This window comes from Aquabacterium sp. (assembly GCF_035476535.1).
Classification (GTDB): Bacteria; Pseudomonadota; Gammaproteobacteria; order Burkholderiales; family Burkholderiaceae_C; genus Pseudaquabacterium.
The window spans coordinates 1-19872 of sequence record NZ_DATILJ010000115.1 but is presented as its reverse complement, the minus strand read 5'-3'; the positions used below and the strand labels follow the sequence as shown (position 1 = coordinate 19872).

15 protein-coding genes and 1 pseudogene are annotated in these 19872 nt (G+C 66.4%); 12 read left to right on the top strand and 4 right to left on the bottom strand.

Annotated features, from left to right (window positions below; all coding sequences use genetic code 11):
* Nucleotides 1–78 precede the first annotated feature (78 nt).
* The 7 genes from VLK61_RS11920 (at nt 79) to VLK61_RS11890 (ending at nt 10198) form a co-directional block, all read left to right on the top strand.
* The gene (locus VLK61_RS11920) at nt 79–903 is read left to right on the top strand and encodes a sulfatase-like hydrolase/transferase (RefSeq protein ID WP_325421392.1); all 825 of its coding nucleotides are present in this window, start codon (nt 79–81) and stop codon (nt 901–903) included.
* 37 nt (nt 904–940) lie between these two features.
* Nucleotides 941–3436 carry a hypothetical protein gene (locus tag VLK61_RS11915; protein WP_325421390.1) on the top strand — a complete coding sequence of 832 codons (2496 nt, stop codon included), beginning with the start codon at nt 941–943 and terminating at the stop codon, nt 3434–3436.
* Between the two features lie 44 nt (nt 3437–3480).
* Complete coding sequence (locus VLK61_RS11910) at nt 3481–4386, top strand: sulfotransferase family protein (RefSeq protein WP_325421388.1); 906 nt, start codon at nt 3481–3483, stop codon at nt 4384–4386.
* Between the two features lie 12 nt (nt 4387–4398).
* Nucleotides 4399–4812 carry a hypothetical protein gene (locus VLK61_RS11905; protein ID WP_325421386.1) on the top strand — a complete coding sequence of 138 codons (414 nt, stop codon included), beginning with the start codon at nt 4399–4401 and terminating at the stop codon, nt 4810–4812.
* A gap of 17 nt (nt 4813–4829) precedes the next feature.
* Entirely contained in the window at nt 4830–6287 is a 1458-nt protein-coding gene (locus VLK61_RS11900) for an efflux transporter outer membrane subunit (RefSeq protein ID WP_325421384.1), read from the top strand.
* Nucleotides 6280–8775, top strand: a complete 2496-nt coding sequence (locus tag VLK61_RS11895; RefSeq protein WP_325421382.1) for an HlyD family secretion protein — start codon at nt 6280–6282, stop codon at nt 8773–8775. Before VLK61_RS11900 ends, VLK61_RS11895 begins: the two co-directional genes overlap by 8 nt.
* Before the next feature lie 175 nt (nt 8776–8950).
* Nucleotides 8951–10198, top strand: coding sequence for a hypothetical protein (locus VLK61_RS11890; protein WP_325421380.1), 1248 nt, complete (start codon nt 8951–8953; stop codon nt 10196–10198).
* A gap of 76 nt (nt 10199–10274) precedes the next feature.
* Here the strand turns inward: VLK61_RS11890 and VLK61_RS11885 are convergent, their stop codons facing one another.
* Together VLK61_RS11885 and VLK61_RS11880 are read right to left on the bottom strand one after the other, a co-directional pair.
* On the bottom strand, nt 10275–11300 hold the full coding sequence (locus tag VLK61_RS11885) for an alpha/beta hydrolase family esterase (RefSeq protein ID WP_325421378.1): 1026 nt from the start codon (nt 11298–11300) through the stop codon (nt 10275–10277).
* Between the two features lie 101 nt (nt 11301–11401).
* Nucleotides 11402–12691, bottom strand: a complete 1290-nt coding sequence (locus VLK61_RS11880; protein ID WP_325421408.1) for a hypothetical protein — start codon at nt 12689–12691, stop codon at nt 11402–11404.
* A gap of 382 nt (nt 12692–13073) precedes the next feature.
* On the opposite strand from VLK61_RS11880, the gene VLK61_RS11875 reads away from it, so the two are divergent.
* The 3 genes from VLK61_RS11875 to VLK61_RS11865 are packed head-to-tail and all read left to right on the top strand — an operon-like array spanning nt 13074 to nt 16564.
* Nucleotides 13074–14528, top strand: coding sequence for a hypothetical protein (locus VLK61_RS11875; RefSeq protein ID WP_325421376.1), 1455 nt, complete (start codon nt 13074–13076; stop codon nt 14526–14528).
* Between the two features lie 15 nt (nt 14529–14543).
* Nucleotides 14544–15374 carry an alpha/beta hydrolase gene (locus VLK61_RS11870; protein WP_325421374.1) on the top strand — a complete coding sequence of 277 codons (831 nt, stop codon included), beginning with the start codon at nt 14544–14546 and terminating at the stop codon, nt 15372–15374.
* A complete protein-coding gene (locus VLK61_RS11865; RefSeq protein ID WP_325421372.1) occupies nt 15371–16564 on the top strand; it encodes an acyltransferase family protein in 1194 nt (397 codons plus the stop codon). The genes VLK61_RS11870 and VLK61_RS11865 overlap by 4 nt, the downstream gene beginning before the upstream one ends.
* 7 nt (nt 16565–16571) lie before the next feature.
* Here the strand turns inward: VLK61_RS11865 and VLK61_RS11860 are convergent, their stop codons facing one another.
* A complete protein-coding gene (locus VLK61_RS11860; RefSeq protein ID WP_325421370.1) occupies nt 16572–17762 on the bottom strand; it encodes a hypothetical protein in 1191 nt (396 codons plus the stop codon).
* Nucleotides 17763–17866: 104 nt separating this feature from the next.
* Between VLK61_RS11860 and VLK61_RS11855 the strand changes: the two genes are divergently transcribed.
* Both VLK61_RS11855 and VLK61_RS11850 read left to right on the top strand, forming a co-directional pair.
* Nucleotides 17867–18775: a DMT family transporter gene (locus tag VLK61_RS11855; protein WP_325421368.1), complete on the top strand. Its 909-nt coding sequence runs from the start codon at nt 17867–17869 to the stop codon at nt 18773–18775.
* Nucleotides 18776–18932: 157 nt separating this feature from the next.
* Nucleotides 18933–19658 carry a hypothetical protein gene (locus VLK61_RS11850; protein ID WP_325421366.1) on the top strand — a complete coding sequence of 242 codons (726 nt, stop codon included), beginning with the start codon at nt 18933–18935 and terminating at the stop codon, nt 19656–19658.
* 9 nt (nt 19659–19667) lie between these two features.
* Here the strand turns inward: VLK61_RS11850 and VLK61_RS11845 are convergent.
* Nucleotides 19668–19872 (bottom strand): annotated as a pseudogene (locus VLK61_RS11845) (biotin carboxylase); the annotation flags it as partial.

Here is a 19872-nt window from a genome sequence, read left to right as displayed (position 1 = left end):
GTCCGCTCGCCGGCGGCCAGGCCTGTGGTCCCCCACCACTGCATTCCCGATCGATCACCGTCATAACGAGATCAGACCGTGAACCTGAACCACATCGTCTTCATCGTGATGGACAGTTGCCGCTACGACGCGTTCGTGGCTGCAAAAACGCCTCATATCGATCGCCTCGGAGAGGCCGAGCGGCGCTTCTCCTATGCCTCGTGGACGGCGCCGTCACACTACGTGTTCACCATGGGCATGATGCCGCACAGCAGCCCGCGGGACGTGTTCGCCTCCGAGGTCTACAAGAGCGAATACCTGCAGTGGAAGGATCGCATCGGCACCGATGCCATCGAGTTCAAGAACTTCCTGCCGGAGTTGTCTTTGCCCAAGGTGCTGTCCAAGCTCGGCTATCGCACGACGGCCAAGGTCTCGATGCCGGTGCTCAACAAGTACACCTTGATCAGCCAGCACTTCGACGAGTACAAGCTGATGGACAACCACAACAACTTCGCCGGCATGGTCGAGGAGATCGAGTTTCCCGACGACGAGCCGCAGTACTACTTCCTGAACCTCGGCGAGACGCACTATCCCTACATGCTGTCGGGCGAGAACCTGCCGCACATCTCAGGCGTGCATGGCGCGGTGAAGGGCCTCGGCAAGGACCCGAACCTGGCCGTCAGCGGCGAGAAGCAGGTCTTCGAGCCGGAGATGCTGAAGATGCTGCAGGCCCAGCAGATCAAGTGCGTCGAGTACATCGACGGCCTGGTCGGCAAGCTATTCGAGAAGTCGCCGCCGAACACCTGGTTCATCGTCACCGCAGATCACGGCGAACTGTTCGGCGAAGAGGGCTACTTCGGCCACGGCCCGATCATGCACGAGAAGTGTTTCGAGGTTCCGTATGTCGAAGGTCGTCTGAAGTAGGCGGCCAACAGGGACAAGGTCTATCCGGCCGAGGGTCTTGCGCGCACGCGCGGCGGGTCGCTGGCACATTGGGGTCACGTATTCGGGGGTGGTTTTGGTGAGATTACCGGCTTGGGCGGCACTGTTCGTCGCATTGGTGTTGACCGCTTGCGGTGGGTCGCGCGAACCCACCGGCACCGACCTTCGGGTCACCGGCAGTGGCCCGGCCACGAGTGTCTCGAGTGGTACCACAGCCGTCTTCTCGATGACGGTGACGAATGCCGGGCCGCATGTGGCCAGCGACGTCAGAATCGTCAATCAGGTGGGCAACCAGCTTGCGCTGACCGGCATCACCTGCGTGGCCAGCGGCGGCGCGCTCTGTCCGGAAGCGCCCGGGCCTTCGATGACGGTGCCGACGCTGCCGCCCGGCGGCGTGCTGCGCTTCGATGTCAGCGCGACGGTGGGCGCCACCGGGACCGGCTCGGTCACGATCACCAACACGATGTCGGCCACGATCACCGACGACGTCAATCGCAGCGACAACACCTTCACGGCCCAGGTCAACGCCTACACGCCGAATGCCGCGGTGAGCGTGGTGGGCGCCGGGCCGGGCACGCCGCCGCCCGCGGGCGGCACGGCGACCTTCGTGATGACGGTGAGCAACGCCGGTCCGGATGTCGCGACGGCCGTGCACATCGTCAACACGGTGGGCGGCAACCAGACCCTGTCCGGCCTGACTTGCAGCGCCACCGGTGGCGCGACCTGCCCGACCACCTTCGGCCCGGCCATGGACGTGCCGACGCTGCCGGCCCAGGGCACGCTGACCTTCTACGTCAGCACCGTCGTCGGGCCGGGCATCAACGGCACGATCACGAACACCCTGTCCGCGCTGCCGGACAACGACCCCGATCGCACCGACAACACCGCGGTGGCGGTGGGCGCGGCCTATTCGTACAACGTCAGCGTTGCGGGCACGCCGCCGACCGGGCCGATCCTGGCCGGCCAGGTGGCCGAGTTCACGATGGTGGTCACGAACAACGGCCCGGGCACGGCGCTGGATGTGGGCATCACCAACACCGTGGGCGACAACCTCACGCTTGGCAGCGTCACCTGCACGGCCAGCGGTGGTGCGACCTGTCCGGCCGCACCGGGTGCCTCGATGGTGGTGCCCACGATGCCGCCGGATGGGGTGCTGAGCTTCACGGTCCCGGCCACCGTGGCTGCCGGGGCCAGCGGCACGGTGTCGAACGCCATGTCGATCACCGGCGCCGGCGATTCGAGAGCCGCCGACAACAGCGCCAACGCCTTCGTCTCCGCGGTGAGCACGACGCTGGGCGTTTCGCAGACCGGGCCGGCCACGGTCAGCGCCGGCACCAATGCGCTCTTTGTGGCGCGGGTGGCCAATCCAGGCCCGGGTGCGGCCACCAACCTCGTCATCACGCAGACCTTGACTGCCGGCCTGACGCCGACGATCACCTGCACCGCCGCACCGGGCGCCACCTGTCCGACGACGCTGGGACCGGTGACCACCGTGCCCAGCCTGCCGGCCGGGCGCTGGCTGACCTTCACCTACCAGGTGCCGGTGCCGGGCACGACGCGCGGCGATATCGTCAGCACGGTGCAGGTCCAGGCGGATGTCGACGCCGACCTGACCAACAACCTGGCGACGGTGACGGCCCTTGCCATCGACGCGCGCAATGGCACCTACAAGGCCTACGCCACCGACGGCCAGCTCTATGAACTGACGGTCGACTTCGATGCGCGGCAGTACACGATGTCGGGCAACGGACACACCGTGCAGAAGAGCTTCACCGAGAACGAGGGCGAATTCAGCGTCGGCGATGTCGCGACGGCGCGCTTTCGCGTGGCGCAGGACCTGCTGGTCGGCGGGCATGATTTCGGCCGCGGCGTGCTGCCCTACGTGGCCGCGAGGCGCTTCTCGACCTCGGTCAACGAACTGGGCGGCGTCTACAACGTCGCGGCGCGCAATGTGGCCATCGGCGCCTCCACGCGCCCGGGCACGGCGCGCGTCACCGGCAATGTGCTGCAGCTGTGCGAGACCGACCTGCCGGTGGTCGCCACCCAGAATTGCGGGCTTTCTCTCAGGAACTACGTGATCAGCCTCAGTGGCGATCTGTTCACCGGTGTCGAGACGCTCACCGGAGAGACCTTCTCGTTCCGTCTGGCGCGCACCGGCGCGGCAGCGGTCTTGTTGAGTGCCGGGCCGGCCTTCGACGGCTCGCAGCAGTTCCGCATCGGCTTGCGTGAAAACGCGGGGCTGACCTGGGGTGTCGTCCGTGGCGCCACGACGACCGGTGACTGGGTGACGATCACGCTCGATGCCAACTTCGTCCAGTACAGCGTGACCGGCACGAGCACCCGGGACAACGCGCTGCTGCGCAGGATTTCCAACGCGGGTCCGTTCGGCATGGTGGAAGGCACGCGCACATCCGATGGCGCCACGATTTACGTGATGCAGACGAGTCCGCTGGTGGTGGTGACCGGCGCTGTCGGTGGGCCTGCGGATGGCTTGCTGCAGATCGCTCTGCCATGAACGCAGCAATCCCGGGCCGCGGCACTGGACGATAGACACAGACCATGGCCGCCCCCGTCTTCCTGCTGGCGCCGCCGAGGTCCTACACCTCGTTGATCAACGCCATGCTCGGGCAGCACCCGCAGGCCTTTGGCTTGCCGGAGTTGTGCCTGTTCAACGTGCCCAAGCTGATCCAGATGTGGGTCCGCACGTCGGACGAGATGGGCAACGATGCGAAGACGCGCCACGGCCTGCTGCGTGCCGTGGCGGAGATCTACGCCGGCGAACAGACGATGGAGACGGTTCGCATGGCCGACCGCTGGTGCGCCGCACGCCAGCAGCACAGCACCGCGTCGGTCTACCGCGAACTCGTCGACAAGATTCATCCGCTGGTGGCGGTCGAGAAGAGCCCGGCCTATACCGTCGACATCAAGCGCATGCTGGCCATCCACAAGACCTTTCCCGACGCGCGCTTCCTGCACCTGACGCGCCATCCGGTCGGGCAGTGCAAGTCGGTGATGAGCCTGTACGACGGCACCTTCGCCTTGTTCGTCAACTCGATCGAGTTCCAGGCCGACCGTGCCGTCGTCGAGCCCCAGTACGCCTGGCATGACTTCAACATCAACATCCTGAACTTCCTCGACACCGTGCCGGCCGCGCAGCAGATGCGCATTCGCGGCGAGGATGTGATGAGCGACCCGCCCACGCACCTGGGCAACATCTGCCGCTGGCTGGGCTTGCGCGACGATGCCGAGGCCATCGAGCAGATGATGCACCCCGAACGCTCGCCGTTTGCCTGCTTCGGCCCGCTCGATGCACTGTTCGGCAACGATCCGAATTTCCTGTCCGGGCCGACCTTCCGGCCGCACAAGGTCAAGGTCCCGCCGCTGGACAGGCCCGCGCCCTGGCGCGAGGACGGCAAGGGCCTGTTTCCCGAAGTCGTGGCGCTGGCCCGAGAGTTCGGTTACTGAGCAAGATCCCGCATGAGCGACCCGACGAAGCCAAAACCAGGCACGCGCCAGAAGATCGGGCCGATCGAAGGCAATCCCGTCACCACCCATCCGAACCTGGACAAGCTGAGCGCGTACCAGCGCGGGCTGCGCGAGGCGCTGCTGCGCGAGTTCAAGGCGCGCAAGGTCAAGAAGTTCGTCGAGAAGCAGGTCCAGTACATCAATGCCAACCGGCAGGTTGCCGAGGGCATCAAGATCCTGTTCGACGAACACGGCCAGCCGCCGGCAAACGCCCCGATGGAAGACATCATCGCGGAACGCCGGCAGCTCGAATACCAGATCAAGTGGTTCGAGGCGATGGCCGAGGAACTGCGCACGCGGCTGCTGCGCGTGCGAGAGATCGAAACGCTGGCACTCGACGTGCTGGAACGCTCACCGAAAGACTGAAAGCCAGGAACAACGCCTTGCCCTCCACGCGCCGACATTCGCTGATCCCGGTCCTGATCTGCCTGCTGGCCGGCTGCACGCTGGGGCCGGACTACAAGCGCCCGCAGGTCTCGCTGCCGGACGCCTGGCAGGCCACGCCGGCGCTCACCGGCGCCGAGGCCGGGCTGACGAACAGCGCCTGGTGGTCGGCCTTCGGCGATCCAGTGCTGGACGCACTGATCCGCAGTGCGCTGGACGACAACAAGAACCTGCGCATCGCCGCCTACCGCATCGAGCAGTTCGAGGCGCGCGTGCAGGTCACGGCTTCGGCCGGCAAGCCGCAGGTCAGTGCAGGCGCGTCGCGCACCCGGGACACCCTGAGCCAGAACAAGCAGGTGCCGCTGGCCGTCGGCACGGAGCCGGTGGACAACGCCTACATGGCGGCCGGCGCGGTGAACTGGGAGCTGGACTTCTGGGGCCGCTTCAGGCGTGCCAACGAGGCCGCGCAGGCCGAACTGCTAGCGGCCGAAGAGAACCGGCGGGCGCTGGTGCTGACGCTGGTGGCCGAGCTTGCATCGGCTTATCTGCGGCTGCGCACACTCGACAGCGAACTCGACCTGCTGAGCCGCCTGGCCGACAGCCGGCGTGAATCGCTGCGCCTGCTGGAGCTCAAGCTGGCCGGTGGCGGCAGTTCCGAACTGCCGGTGCTGCAGGCCCGCGCCGAACTGGAAGAGGCGCTGGCCGAACTGCCTGCGAAGGAAAACCAGATCGTCGAACTCGAGCACGCCTTGTCCTTGCTGCTCGGTCGCGACCCGGGGCCGATCCCGCGCGGCAAGACCCTGCAGGCACTGGCGCTGCCGGCCGTTCCGGGCGGCCTGCCGGCCGACCTGCTGGTGCAACGGCCCGACCTGCGCAAGGCTGAGCAGGACCTCGTGGCGGCCAATGCGCGCATCGGCGTGGCCAAGGCGCAGTACTTGCCGACGATCGCGCTGACCACGCAGTCGGGTTTTGCCAGCAATGAGCTCAGCAAGCTGAGCCTGCTGTCGTCCAACTTCGGCACCTTTGGCGCTACGCTGCTCGGCCCGATCTTCACCAGCGGCCGCATCGCCGGGCAGGTGCGCGAGGCCGAGGCCGTGCAGCGCGAAAAAGCCACCGCCTATCTGCTGGCCGTGCAGACCGCGCTGCGCGAGGTCGAGGATGCGTTGGTGGCCAACGCCAAGATGGGCCAGCGCAGCACCATTCGCACGCGCCAGATCCGGGCGCTCGGCGATCTGCGCGACTACGCGCGCAAGCGCTACGAGGGCGGGCGATCGGCCTATCTGGAGGTGCTCGAGACCGAGCGCAACCTGCTGGCCGGCGAATTGCAGCAGCTGCTGACGCGGCGCGACCAATACATCGCGCTGGTCGCCGTCTACAAGGCCATGGGCGGTGGCTGGACAGTGGCCGAGCCAACGGCGACGAGCACATCACAGATGACAAAGACGAAACATGAGTGATCAATCCAAGCAGGTGGCCTTGCCCGCGTACTTGCTGCGACGGCTGCAGGCGTTCCGCATCAGTCAGGGTGAGAACACGACCTATCTGCTTCGCGACAAGCTGGTCGGCAAGACTCACGACCTGGAGCCGTGGCAGTTCTTCGTGCTGGAGGTGCTGCCCGGCTGCGAGGAGATCGGCAAGCTGCTCGCGGTGTTCGAGGACCGCTTTGGGCGCCAGCTCACCGAGCCCGAGGTGCTCAAGTTCTTCGGCTGGCTCGCCGACAACAAGCTGCTGGACGAGGCCAGCGCCGGCCATCCGCTGCTCAAGCCGTTCACCAAGCAGGGCTACGCACTCGAGCATGGGCTGGTCAAGCCCAAGTCCTTCGAGGAACTGGCGACGATGATGGCGCCAGCCAGTGCCAAGCCGGCAGCAGACAGCAGCAAGCCGGCAGCAGACAGCAGCAAGGCGCCGCCGCCGCCGGGTGCCGAGCCCAAGGTCGCTGACGACGAGACCTTGGCGGCCGGCGTCAACGAAGCGGACAACCTGGACCCGCGCCGATCGGCGCGGCGCCTGTCACTGATCAACATCCGGCCAGCGCTGTCGCTGCTGCTGCCGGTGCTGGCACCGCTGCGCTGGGGCGTCTACCTGATTCCACTGCTGGCGCTGTCGGCGCTGATGCTGGTGGTTCGTTACGCCCACCTGGCCTACAGCGACCTGTCCACGCTGCATGACACCACCACGCTGGCGACGCATGCGCTGTTCAGCCTGTTGACGATCAACATCGCAGTCACGCTGACGCAGGCCTTCGTGGCCCACAACTTCCGCGCCAGCGTGGGCCCGCTGAGCCTGGGCCTGCGCTTCGGATTCTTTCCGCGCTTCATGGTGCAGATCGGCCACACCAAGCAGCTCTCGCGGCGCGAGCGCATGTGGCTGCATGGCGGGCCGCTGCTGATGCGCGTGTTCCTGTTCAGCCTGGGCGTGCTGGTCTGGTACAACCTGCGCGACAGCCTGATGGTGCTGTCGCGCGCCGGCCTGGCGCTGGCCTTCCTGTGCGGCGTGAATCTGCTGGCCGAAGGCGGCAACCCGCTGGTCAAGGGCAATGCCTACCACCTGCTCGCGGCCTTCATGAACGAGCCCTACCTGCGGGGCAAGTCGTACCGGGCCTTCATGGAGAAGTTCCGCGGCGGCGCGGCTCCGGTGGTCGACAGCAACGTGCTGGCGGGCTATGCACTGGCGAGCTTCGTCTACGCCTACTTCGTCGTCCTGGTCATCATCCTGATCGTCGGCAAGTTCCTCGTGTCGCTGCAGCTCGGCGGCGCGACGATCATCGTCTGCTTCGTGCTCGGCGCGTACCTGACGGTGCGCACCGTCAAGCGCTTCAAGATGATCTCCACGGCCTACGAACGCTCAGTGCAGTTCGAGCGCTGGCGCAAGCGTGCGCTGCCGACCGAGGACGGTGAAACCAAGCAGGTCGAGCCCACGGGCAGCCGCACCACGGCCTATCTGCAGACCGCCGTGGTGCTGACGCTGCTGCTGCTGCTGTTCCTGCCCTATCCGTACGACGCCGGCGGCCACTTCGAGATCTATCCCAGCGATCGGCAGGTCATCACGACCGACATCGCCGGCATCGTCGAGGAGGTCAACTTCATCGGCGGCGAGACGGTGAAGAAGGGCACGGTATTGGCGCGCGTGGCCGCGACCGACCTGAAGTCGCAGATCACGGTCTTCAATGCCCAGATCGCTGCGCAGCAGGCCGTGATCCGCGACCTGAAGCTGCGGCCCAAGCCGGAAGAGGTGACGGTGGCCCAGCGCGCGCTGGAGCTGGCCCAGCGGCGTGCCAAATTCAGCGGTGACCGCGTGCCGCGCATGGAGCGGCTCTTCAAGGAGCGCACGATCTCGTTCGAGGAATTCGATGCCGCTCGCAAGGAGTACGAAGTCGACGCGCAGGAAGTGCTCAAGCGCGAAGCCGACCTGGAACTGGCCAAGGTCGGCGTGGCGCCCGATCTGATCAAGGCCGAGGAAGCCAAGCTCGCCGCGCTGATGGAGCAGCGCAGCAGCGTCGAAGGCAAGGTGGCGCGCACCAGTCTGCGCATGCCCTTCGACGGCAACATCCTCACGCTGCACCTGAACGAACGGCTCAACAGCGTGCTCGACAAGGGGCAGCCCTTTGCTGTCGTCGAGGACACGCGCTTCGTGACTGCGGAGATCCAGGTCCCCGAGTCGGAGATTGGCTATGTCGCCGTGGGCGCGCCGATCCGGGCTGTGCCGAATGCCTACTTCGAGCGCGTGTTCGATGGCAAGGTGCAGTCCATCGACCGCAATGTCACCGTCAAGCCCTTCGGCAACGTGTTCAAGGTCATCGCCGTGATCGACAACAAGGGCGGCGAGTTGAAGACGGGCATGTCCGGATACTCCAAGATCAGCGGCAGCACCATGCCGGTCTGGAAGGCGTTTTCGCTGGCCGTCGTGCGATTCGCCAGCGTGCAGATCTGGTCGTGGATACCGTAGCGTGCGGGGATGCATGCAAGAACTGCCGCCGCAAGAGAACGGCCGTTTTGGGGGATGACTCATTCGTTTCGAGGGGTGGCAGCCACGCATCTCGGATTTACACTCCGTCACCAAGGTCTGCTCTTCGCCAGGGCTGGCGCAGCGACCTTTGGTTCCATTGACGGGAGATCGGACGATGAGCGGTGTGGAATGGAGAGCCATGCGGCTTGCAGGACGCCTGCTCGGGCTGCTGGTGGCAGCTTTGGCCTCGTTTGCAGCGCTGGCGGCGGAACTAGGCGACCGCGTGATCGCCTCATCGTTGATCAGCGCGGTCCCGACCAACCTGAGCAGCAACACCGAGACGATGGTCTCGTATCGACACCAGGAGCGCATGTGGCAAGGTGCCGACGGCAGCTTGCACTTGGTGGTCAATCGGGGCACGCTCCAGCCCAATCCGGGCATCGTGCTGACCAGCAGTTACGACGGTGGCATAACCTGGACCGTCAAGCAGGTCTTCGGCAACACAGACAAGGACTCGACCGCTGACAGTTTGATGAATGGGTCGATGCTATGGCTGGCCTATGGCGATGCCAATGGCGCATTGATCGTTGCCCAATTGACGTATGACAGCGTGGCCCAAAGCTGGACCTTGCTGCGCAGCGAGATCGCATTCGCATCGACCCAGTTCGAAGGTATCAATCCGACCTTGGGTATCGATGATTCGGGCGTCGTGTGGTGCTCGTTCGCGGCGATGGATCGCAACACTGCCGATATCAATCTGCGCATGGTCTACCGGCAGAGCGACAGCGCGCCATGGGCCGACACCGGCCTCGTGTTCGGGCCCACCGACAACCTCTCGAAAGAGCGCAGTGCCCGCCCGGTTCGTCTGCCCAACGGCATGGGTTTGCTGTACCGCGTGCGCCAGTCGATGTACTGGGCGACTCGCGCCAATGGTGCACCTTTCGGCAGCCCCTGGCCGTCGGTGAAGATTTCGGAGGGCGCGTTGCAAAGACCGATCAGCGACCCCTATGCCAGCCACTTCAGCGTCATCGGCGAAGGCGATGCTCATCTGCATTTGGCAATTGCCGACGACGGCGATGTGCAATACCTGCGCTACACCACCGCCGACGACAGCTGGACAGCGGCGCGCAAGATCAATGGCAGGAAGAAAGTCAGCTACCTTCAGATCGGCTTGTTCAACGGGCAAATCGCCTTGGCGTTGAGTGCCACGCGAGGCGACGGCGGGGTTCTGGTGAGCAGCGATCACGGCGCCAGCTTCTCCACACAGGTCGATCTGGCATTGCCTCCTGCGGCAGACGGCGTCAACTACAAGACCGGCCGGGTCGAGATGGCCGCCGTCTCCGTCGGTGGCTTGACCGTGCTGCAGCAGTACGAAGAACGCCGTCAGCAGCGGTTGATGGTCTTCAAGATTCCAGCGAACTGAGCACGACGGCTTGTCGGCGACAAGCTTCTTCCGCAGTCGTGGCGTGAGGTCTCCGGCGAGTTGTCGTCGAACAGATCTAGCGCCCCTGAGTGAAGGCTGCGATAGAGTCCCTGAGCGGCGTGGTGGTGAAGCGTTCGATCGACGCAATGCTGTGGTCGGCACCATCGACCAGGCGCTCGATGATGTCGCCGCCACAGTTGGACCAAGTCTCTACTGCGCCATTGACGACTCCACCGTTCAGCGCCGGCGTCTCGCCGCAACGCAGGCTGGAACGACGGCCGTGCTGAACCCATTCCCCGATCACTCGCGGGTCCAGGAAGCTTGGCGACAGCGTCAGCACCGGGTTGAGCGTCCAGAGGTCCGCTGCCCACAGGCTGCCCTGCGCGTTGAAGTTTTGCATGATCGGGTCAGCGCTGCCAATGATGCCCATGTAGGGCATCGTCCTTGTCGGCAGGCACGGCGTGTTCGGATCGGTGTAGTAGTGGGATGCCGGGCCCGCGATGGCGACGTAGGCATTGAAGGTGTTGGGTGATTCGCACCACATGCGGTTGGCCATCGTTCCGCCCATCGAATATCCCACCAATGACACACTGGTCATGCCGTACTGGGTTCGGATGTAGGCCGACAGGGTCTGCAGGAAGGCCACGTCATCCTGCCCCGAATTCATCGCGTGATTGCTCCACGTGAATCCGTTTGGCGCCTGTGTTGTCGAGAAGGTCTGACCCTGTGGAAACAGCGCCAAGACATGGTTGGCAGCCAGCCATGCCCAGTTGATCGTGGTGACAGTTGCTGGGCACGTGCCTGAGTTGAGGCCAATGCTGTTGGCCATGTGACAGCTGTTGCCCGCGCCACCGTGCAGGAAAACGATGGCACGGGTTGCACCCGCGGCGGCATAAACGTCAATGGTGTGCGGGAACCCCGGTAGCTTGATCGTGGACAGTGTGTCCGAAGCCGGTGGCGGTGGGGGGGGTGGCGGAGGAGGACTGGGTACCGGTGGCGGTGCAGGGCTGGGCACCGATGGTTCCGAGGAGCCACTGCCGCAGGCCGCCAGCACGCCGGCGAACAGCATGGACAGCGCGATCTGCAAACTGCGTTCGGTCATGGCCTGCTCCAAAGGACAGGAAGCATCACTCTGCCAAGCCAAGGCGTCGGCCCTGGACAAAGGCGCCGCCAGCACGAGCATCGGCGAGCAGGTACTTCAGGCTAATGCTGCTTGGGTGCGCCGAGTTTGGTATCGACACGCCAGACACCGTCATTGACGGCAGGATGCGCACTGGTCTCGGGGACGACGCGGTTGTAGTAGATGTACGGGCCCTTGGCGGTGATGAAAAACTCCGGATCCAGGCGCAGGCGAGGTTTCGATCGGTCGTTGGTCAGCATCCTGAAGTCCTGGCGCAGCGGATCGATGCCGGTGATGGCCAGTTGGTTCGGCACCGAGCGATCCCAGAACTTCGAGCTGGCACTCAGCTGCATGAAAACGAAGGACCGGCCGTTGTGCGTGAAGGCCTCCGGCGACCAGATATAGGGCAAGGCCGAGGGCGTGTTGACGGCCTTGATGACCGTCCAGCGCAACTGGCCATCGGCCCCGGGCACCTTGCGATAGACCTGCAACTGCTTGCGCAGCCTGGCCATCGTGATGAACACGTAGTCGTTGTTGAACTCGGGCGCCCGCCACATGAAGGCGCCCAGCTTGCCATCGGCGTCGAAGGTCAGCTGCTCAAGCTCACCGCTATTGGTGTCGTAGAGGTACACCTGATCGATCAACAGCGCGGGGCTGTTCGGCGGGTGACCCTGGAAGATGATCTTGCGCGTGCCGGGTACCCAGCGGCGTGAATTGCCGCTCGTCAACTCGCTGATCGGCAGGATGTTTTCAACGTCGGGTTGCGACAACGAGCGCCAGAACAGGCCCGACTTGTCCGATGCCACGTAGTTGATGCGAGGATCCGCATCCGTCAGGTCCTGCGAGCCGGCGGGAGATGCCCGACCGACGGCGTTCGACATGAACCCGGTGGACCACGACCCATTGATCATTTGCGCCAGGGCCACCCCGGCGGACGTTTCGCTGGGCGCCTGACCGCTGAGGTATTTGGTGTAAACCAGTTGCGAATTTCCGGATGAGCCGACCCATTCCGGGCCATTGCCGAAATCCGTTGGCGCCGCGGCGCTGCTGTCCAGCAGCACGGCCCGGCCGTCTGGTGGGTAGAAGGCGCCGGTCTGGAAGTCGATATAGCCGATCCAGAGCTTCATGTTGGCGTCCGAGAATGCGAACCGCGCGTTGCTGGTGCCGAAATTGCAACTCTGGCAGAAGACGCCGTTGCGCCCCCAATCAAACTCGAGGTCGGGGATGTAGGCCTTCGACACCTGCACCTCGGGCAGGACCGTCTGCGCCTGGGCGACACAGGTGGCCATGGCCACGGCCATGGTGGCCAGCCAGCGCCGGGTGCCAACCCGGCCATGCTTGCGGCGGGCAGCGGCACTCAGTTCACGAACCATCTTCACGTTGAGCCTTCCCGTTCCGGTACTGCTGTGACCGTAACCAGCATTGTCGCTGCCGTCAAGGCGATCACCTGCTTGAAGCCCCTCGAACGAGCAGGCCGGTCATGAGCGGCCTGCAGGCACGTGCGTTCCTTGGCAACCGGTGACCCACACACCGCAGCGCACGCCGGCACCGTGCTTTCTCTGTGGCCGAGCGGTGGTACGCTCAGCCGCGGAGCAGTGCCGCCATTTTGAATGTGACAGGGTCTACAGGTTTCAGAGTTGAGGCTGACCTTGGCCCATTTCAGCGCAGCGGCGTCGCGAACGCTCCGCCACGCAGCCGGTGCCTGCGCCCGAATCTCGTGGCCCTGTCCCCCCTATTACTTAGGCACACGCGCGCATGATCACTATCAACCGGCTCGGCATCCGGCCCGGCCTGCGCCGCGGCGACTTCCAGCGCATTGCGCAGAACGGCTTCGGCGACGGCAACAACGCCTATGCCCATTCGATGGCCTGGTTCAACGGCCACCTGTATGTGGGCACCACGCGCGGCAACTTCCCGTTCATGAAGGCCCGCCTGCCGATCGGCATGGATGTGTGGCCGGTCGAGTGTCCCGAGGATCCCTACAGCCTCGACATGCACGCCGAGATCTGGCGCTACGAGCCGGTCGCGGGCCGCTGGGAGCGCGTCTTCAAGGCGCCGAAGATCATCGGCAGCCATGGCAAGCCGATTCCGCGCGAACTGGGTCTGCGCGGCATGCTGGTCTTCGACGGCCGGCCCGGCGAAGCGCCGGCGCTGCTGGTGACGACCTGGTCGCCGGCACGCGGCCCGGGCCCGCTGGTGCTGCGCTCGGAAGACGGCCGGCGCTTCGAACCCACCTGCGAGCCAGGCCTGGTCGGGCTGCCGGTGACGACCATCCGCACCATCACGCAGTTCAAGGGCCGCCTGTTCACGACGCCGGCCGGTTCACGCGGCGGCAACCCGAACATCTCGGCGCATTCGGTGGTCTACGAGAGCGCCGATCCGGCCCGCGGCGACTGGGAGCCGGTGAGCGATTTCGGCTTCGGCGACCCCAACAACAAGACCGTCTTCGAAATGGTCGGCTTTGGCGAGCACCTCTACGTCGGCACCTTCAACCTGGAGGGCTACCAGGTCTGGCGCAGCACGGTCGAGGGCCCGAAGCCCTATCACTTCGAAAAGGTGATCGACCGCGGCGCGTACCGCGGCCGGTTCAATCAATGCGTGCTGTCCATGTGTGCGTTCAAGGGGGCGCTGTACGTGGGCAGCGGCATCCAGGGCGGCGGCATCGACACGGCCAACCGCGTCGGACCGGCGCCACCAGAGCTGATCCGCATCCACCCCGACGGGCAGTGGGACCTGCTCGTCGGCGATGGGCGGGACACGCCGGACGGCCACAAGGAGGCCTTGTCCGGCTACCTGCCCGGCTTCGACAACTTCTTCAATGGCTATTTCTGGCGCATGTGCGAGCACGAGGGCTGGCTCTACCTCAGCACCTTCGAATGGAGCAGCGTGCTGGGCTACGCCAACCGCTCGCGATGGCCTGAATCCTTCACGAACATTGTCAACCGGGTCGACCCGCAGACCATCCTCGACCATCACTCGGGCTTCGATCTCTACCGCAGCCACGATGGCGAGAACTGGGTGCCGGTCACGACCAATGGCATGGACAATCCGTACAACATGGGTTTGCGCACACTGGTGTCGTCACCGCACGGCCTGTTCCTGGGCACGGCCAACCCGTACGGGCCGAAGGTCATGCCGCTGCACGGCGACCGCTACGTGCCGAATCCGCGTGGCGGCTGCGAGATCTTCTTTGCGCCGACGGCCAGGTAGCGGCGCGTGCGGCCGATGCGCATGTTGAGGATGCTGCTGTCGGGCCGTTCGCTCGGCGCCGTGAGCGGCTTGCCGGCGGACGTCCAGGTCGAGCGAGATCTTGCCTACGGACCCGACCCGGCCCATCGCCTCGATGTCTATCGGCCCGCGGGCCGGGCCGCCGGCCCCCTGCTGGTGCTGGTGCATGGCGGCGCCTGGGCAATTGGCGACAAGGCCGGCCCGGCACTGTTGGGGCACAAGCTCGCGCATTGGTTGCCCAAGGGCTATGTCGTGGTGTCGGTGAACTACCGGCTGCTGCCGCTGGCGCAGCCGCTGGAGCAGGCGCGTGATCTCGCCCGTGCACTGGGTTTCGTGCAGGCGCGTGCCGCATCCTGGGGCGCCGAGGCCGAGCGCCTGGCGCTGCTCGGGCATTCCAGCGGCGCGCACCTGGTGGCCCTGGTCGCCGCGGATGCCGATCTTGCCGAGGCCGCGGGCCTGAAGCGCTGGTCGGCGAGCGTGCTCATCGACAGTGCCGCGCTCGATGTCGTGCAGACCATGAGCGGGGCCCATCGCCCCTTGCACGATCGTGCGTTCGGCAGCGATCCGGCGTATTGGTCATTGGTCTCGCCGATGCAGCGCCTGCGCGGCCGGCCACCGCAGGCCCCGATGCTGCTGGTCCACGACGCCGGGCGGCCCGCGTCGGGTGAACAGTCGCGCCGCTTTGCCGCCACCGTCACCGCGCTGGGCGGCCGGGCCGAGGTCTGCCCGATGGCGATGTCGCATGTCGAGCTCAATGCGGAACTGGGGCGCGACGCCGGCTACACCGAGAGGGTCGATGCGTTCCTGCGCACGGCGGGACTGACTTGACGCCGCCGCTGCCAGCCAACGCGCCAGCCAAGGCGCCGGCGACGCGCTTTCTCTCGCTGGATGTGCTGCGCGGCGGCACGGTGGCGCTGATGATCGGCGTCAACAACCCGGGCAGTTGGAGCCAGTTGTACCCACCGCTGGCGCATGCGCAGTGGCATGGCTGCACGCCCACCGATCTGGTGTTCCCGTTCTTCCTGTTCGCGGTGGGCAATGCGCTGGCCTTCGTGATGCCGGGCTTGCAGCAGGCCCCGCTGGCGCAGTTCTGGGGCAAGGTGGTGCGCCGCACGCTGATGATCTTCGGCCTCGGGCTGTTGCTCAATGCCGCGCCTTTTGTGCGTTGGGACGCCGACGGCACGCTGGCCTGGAAGAGCCTGGAGTCGCTGCGCATCATGGGCGTGCTGCAACGCATCGCGCTGGCCTGGATGCTGGCGGCGCTGATCCTGCGCTTTGGCGGCCGCCGCCGGGTGCTGTACTGGGTGGCTGCCCTGCTGCTGGGCTACTGGGCGGCCTGCCTGGGTTTCGGCGATGGCGCAGACCCGTACAGCCTGGAAGGCTGGTTCGGCACCGCACTGGACCGCTGGCTGCTCGGCCCGGCCCACCTGTACCGTGGCGAGGGCGTGCCCTTCGACCCGGAAGGCCTGGCCAGCACGTTGCCGGCGGTGGCGCAGGTGCTGTTGGGCTACTGGGTCGGCGAGCGCCTCGCACGCCAGGTGCCGTCGCACGAGGTGGTGGCCTGGCTCTTCGGCGCGGCCGTGCTGCTGGGCCTGGGGGCCTACGTCTGGCAGGGGGTGATGCCGATCAACAAGAAGATCTGGACCAGCAGCTATGTGCTGCTGACCACCGCGCTGGCGATGGCACTGCTGGGGCTGCTGGTCCAGCACCTGGACCTCCGCCGCCGTGACGGGGCCTGGGTGCGGTTTTGCCAGGTCTTCGGCAGGAACCCGCTGTTTGTCTACGTGATGAGCGGTCTGATCCCGCGCCTGGACGGCTTGTTGCGCTGGACCGATGGCGTCGACGGCCAGGGCCTGCCGCGCCATCTCACGCCGATGGGCTGGGCCTGGCAGCGGCTGTTCGAGCCGCTGGCCAGCGACGCTCGCCTGGGTTCACTGCTGTTTGCCGTGGCCAACGTCGCCGCTTACTGGGCCCTGGCCTGGTGGCTGGACCGGCGAAGGATCTACATCCGCGTTTGAAGCGGCCTCAGAGCGCAGTGGCCGAGGTCCAGGCCTTGCGGATCAGGCGGCCGCACTGGACCGAGTCGAACGCGCCCATGGGGGCCACGCGCGCCAGCACGCCGTAGGTGGTGCGGCTGGCGTCGATCCAGGGGTAGAAGCCGAACGCGCCGGGACTGCTGAACGCGCCATCACCCAACACAGGATCGTCCTCGACCCAGTGGCCGACCGAGTAGTGCCAGCTCTCAGTCGGTGGAATCGGGGCAAAGATCGCCTGGGTGGTACCGCAGGTCAGCTTGTTCGTGCACACCGGGTTGCTGCCGAGCAGGTTGCCCATCACCAATTGGCCGGTCAGGAGCTTGCGCAGGAACAGCGCGTAGGCGGCAGGGCTGGCAATGCCGCCACCAGCCAGCTGCGGCGAGCTGTAGGCCAGTTTCACATCGGTGCCGATCTGGCTTTGAATGGCGCCGGCCAAGGTCTTGCTGTTCATGGCGCCAAGTCCCATAAGGCTGCTGGCGTGTTTCTGCATGTGGCCGCCGCCGTAGTCGAACTTGTTGTCTGTGCTGGCGGTGTACACGCCATTGGTTCCGTAGGCCTGGCAGGCGGCCACCGTTTGGTTCTGCAGGCAACTCTCGAAACTGTTGTAGCCGCGCCGCATGCTGAGGAAGGCTCGGTCGTCGCTGCTCAGCACGCCGTTGCGCTTCTGCGCGACATAGGCCCCGTAGATCCACTTGGAGGCAGAGGCCAGCGTGATCGGCATCGTCGAGGTGACCGTCACGGTGCTGCTGGTGCTGTTGACCGAGCCCGACGCCTGCTTGCCGTCGCGGCTGCCGATCTCCCAGTAGAAGGGACGTACCGGTGCGCAGGCGTTGGTGCTGCTCTGGGCCGTGGCCGTTGCCGCGGCAATGCGTTCGGCCACGCTGGCGCCTGCAGCAGTTGCTGGTGCAGGTGCAGGTGCAGGACTCGGGCTGACCCTGGGCCTGTTGATCGTGGCGCGCGCGGCCAGCGTCTTGGCCAATCCGCCACCGGCGGCGTTGGCCGTTTCGGACTCTGCTTCCGCGGCGGTTGCCATGGTGTCTTCGGTGGCGACTTCGTCATCACCGCCGCCGCAAGCGGCCAGCGAGAGAACGACGGGGGTGAGGCAGAGCGTGAGGAGTACGGCGTGTTTCATGTCAACCTTATCGGTTGACCCGTTGGGACATGAAGGTGGACATTGCAAGAAGGTGTTTTCGTCTTATTCCGTTTGTGCACTTTCTGCGCGCTCCCTCGGCGGCCGAGCACGCCTTCATGCCGCGGCGGCGGGCCGTACACTCCCCCGGCCCGATGCGCCCGACCCCTTCCTCCGCCTCCGCCGCCGAACTGCGCCTGGCCTACGCCCTGGTCTTCCTGACCCCCGCGCTGTGGTGCGTGAACTACCTGGTGGCGCGCTGGGCGCCGGGCGTCATCGCGCCGCATGCCTTGGCCCTGGGCCGCTGGAGCGTGGCGGCGCTGCTGCTCGGTGCGCTGTGCTGGCGCGAGCTGCTGGCCAAGCGGGCGCAGCTGCGTGCCGAGGCCGGCCGTTTCATCGTGCTGGGGGCGCTGGGCATGTGGGTCTGCGGCGCTTTCGTCTACATCGGCGGGCGCAGCACCACTGCCATCAACATCGGCCTGTTGTATGCCGCGGCGCCGGTGCTGATCGCGCTGGCCTCGGCGCTGTGGCTGCGTGAACGGCTGGGCCCGGCGCAAGGCCTCGGCGTGGCGCTGGCGCTGGGCGGCGTGCTGTACATCCTGTGCAAGGGCGAGTGGTCGGCGCTGGCCCAGTTGCGCATCAACCCCGGCGATGCCTGGATCGCCGTGGCGGTGATGTGCTGGGCGGCCTATTCACTGCTGCTGCGCGCTTGGCCCTCGGTCTTCGGTCCCACCGCGCGGCTGACGCTCACGGCCTGTGGCGGCATCGTCGTGCTGATCCCGTTCACCGCCTGGGAAGCGCTGGCCTGGCTGCCCACCGAATTGTCCTGGCGCGCCGTCGGCCTGGTGCTGCTGGCCGCGCTGCTGCCGGGGGCCGCGGCCTATGCGGCGTATTCGGTGATGCAACGGGTGCTGGGCGCGGCGCGGGTCGGTGTGGTCTTGTACCTGGGCCCGCTGTACAGCGCGGCCATTGGCTGGGCGGTGCTGGGCGAGCGCATCGAGCCCTTCCACGGCGTCGGCGCCTTGCTGATCCTGCCGGGCATCTGGCTGTCGACGCGGCGCTGAGCGCCGCTCCGGCTTTCGGAGCAAGCGACGCGCCCAAACAGCGCAGCACACGCGTCAGGCGTAAGCAGAAGCGCGCGTTATCCCCGCTTGCGCAACCCTGGCTGCGAGTCTTACCTTACGCAACCTCCAGGGAGGGCCAGCCACGCAGCATCGGCCCATGAAGGACTTTGAACATTCGACCCTGTGGCGCATCAGCGCCTTCGAGCGCTTGCGCGAGACGGATCCCGACAGCCATCCGATGATGCTGCCGACCACGCTGCTGGCCGACCTGGACCATCTGCAGCGCGACCCGGCCAACGACGATGTGCTCGAGGTGATTGCCGCCTGCCTGCGCCACCACGAGCCGGCGCTGCTGTACCTGGCCTTCGGCGCGCATGTCTGGCCGATCAGCCTGTTCCCGACCCAGTGGCTGTACCACGCGCGCCACGAACCGTCGACGCTGGGGCCGGAGTCCGAACTGGCCCACCTGCGCCTGATCAACGCCGAGCGCCCCGGCGTGCGACCACCCGGCCACTGGATGTTCGAGCGCGTGGCAGCCACGCAGGACTACCGCCAACTGCGGCCGCTGTTGTGGACGCTGGCGCTGCACGGGCCGCGCCGCATGCTGCTCACCGAGATCGGCGGCCGCGCCGCCTACCGCGTGACCAGCACCGGTGCCTCCGAGCGACCGGCCGCCAGCGGCGCCCTGGGCCCCGCGATGCAGCACCTGCGCCAGGATGCCGCGTCGCTGCACGACATGCAGCACTGGCCGGGCATGAGCCTGGAGCGCGCGTCGCGGCTGTTGAACGGCCTGTACCTGACCGGCGGCCTGATGGTCACGCGCAGCCACCCGGCGGCGCGTGACGAACCGCATCCGCCGCGGCCGGTCATCCGGCGGCACTGAGCGCGCCGATCACCAGCCATCAACAAAGCGCCGCCCGCTGCCGCGCGGCTTGCCCGCCGCGCAATCCAGCCCACGCAGCAGCCAGGCGCGGGTGTCGGCGGGGTCGATCACCGCGTCGATCTCCAGCGTGGTCGCCATGTTGATCGCCGAGCCGTTGCGGTACTGCTGGGCCACCAACTGCTGGTACAGCGCCTCGCGCTCCGGTCCTTCGGCC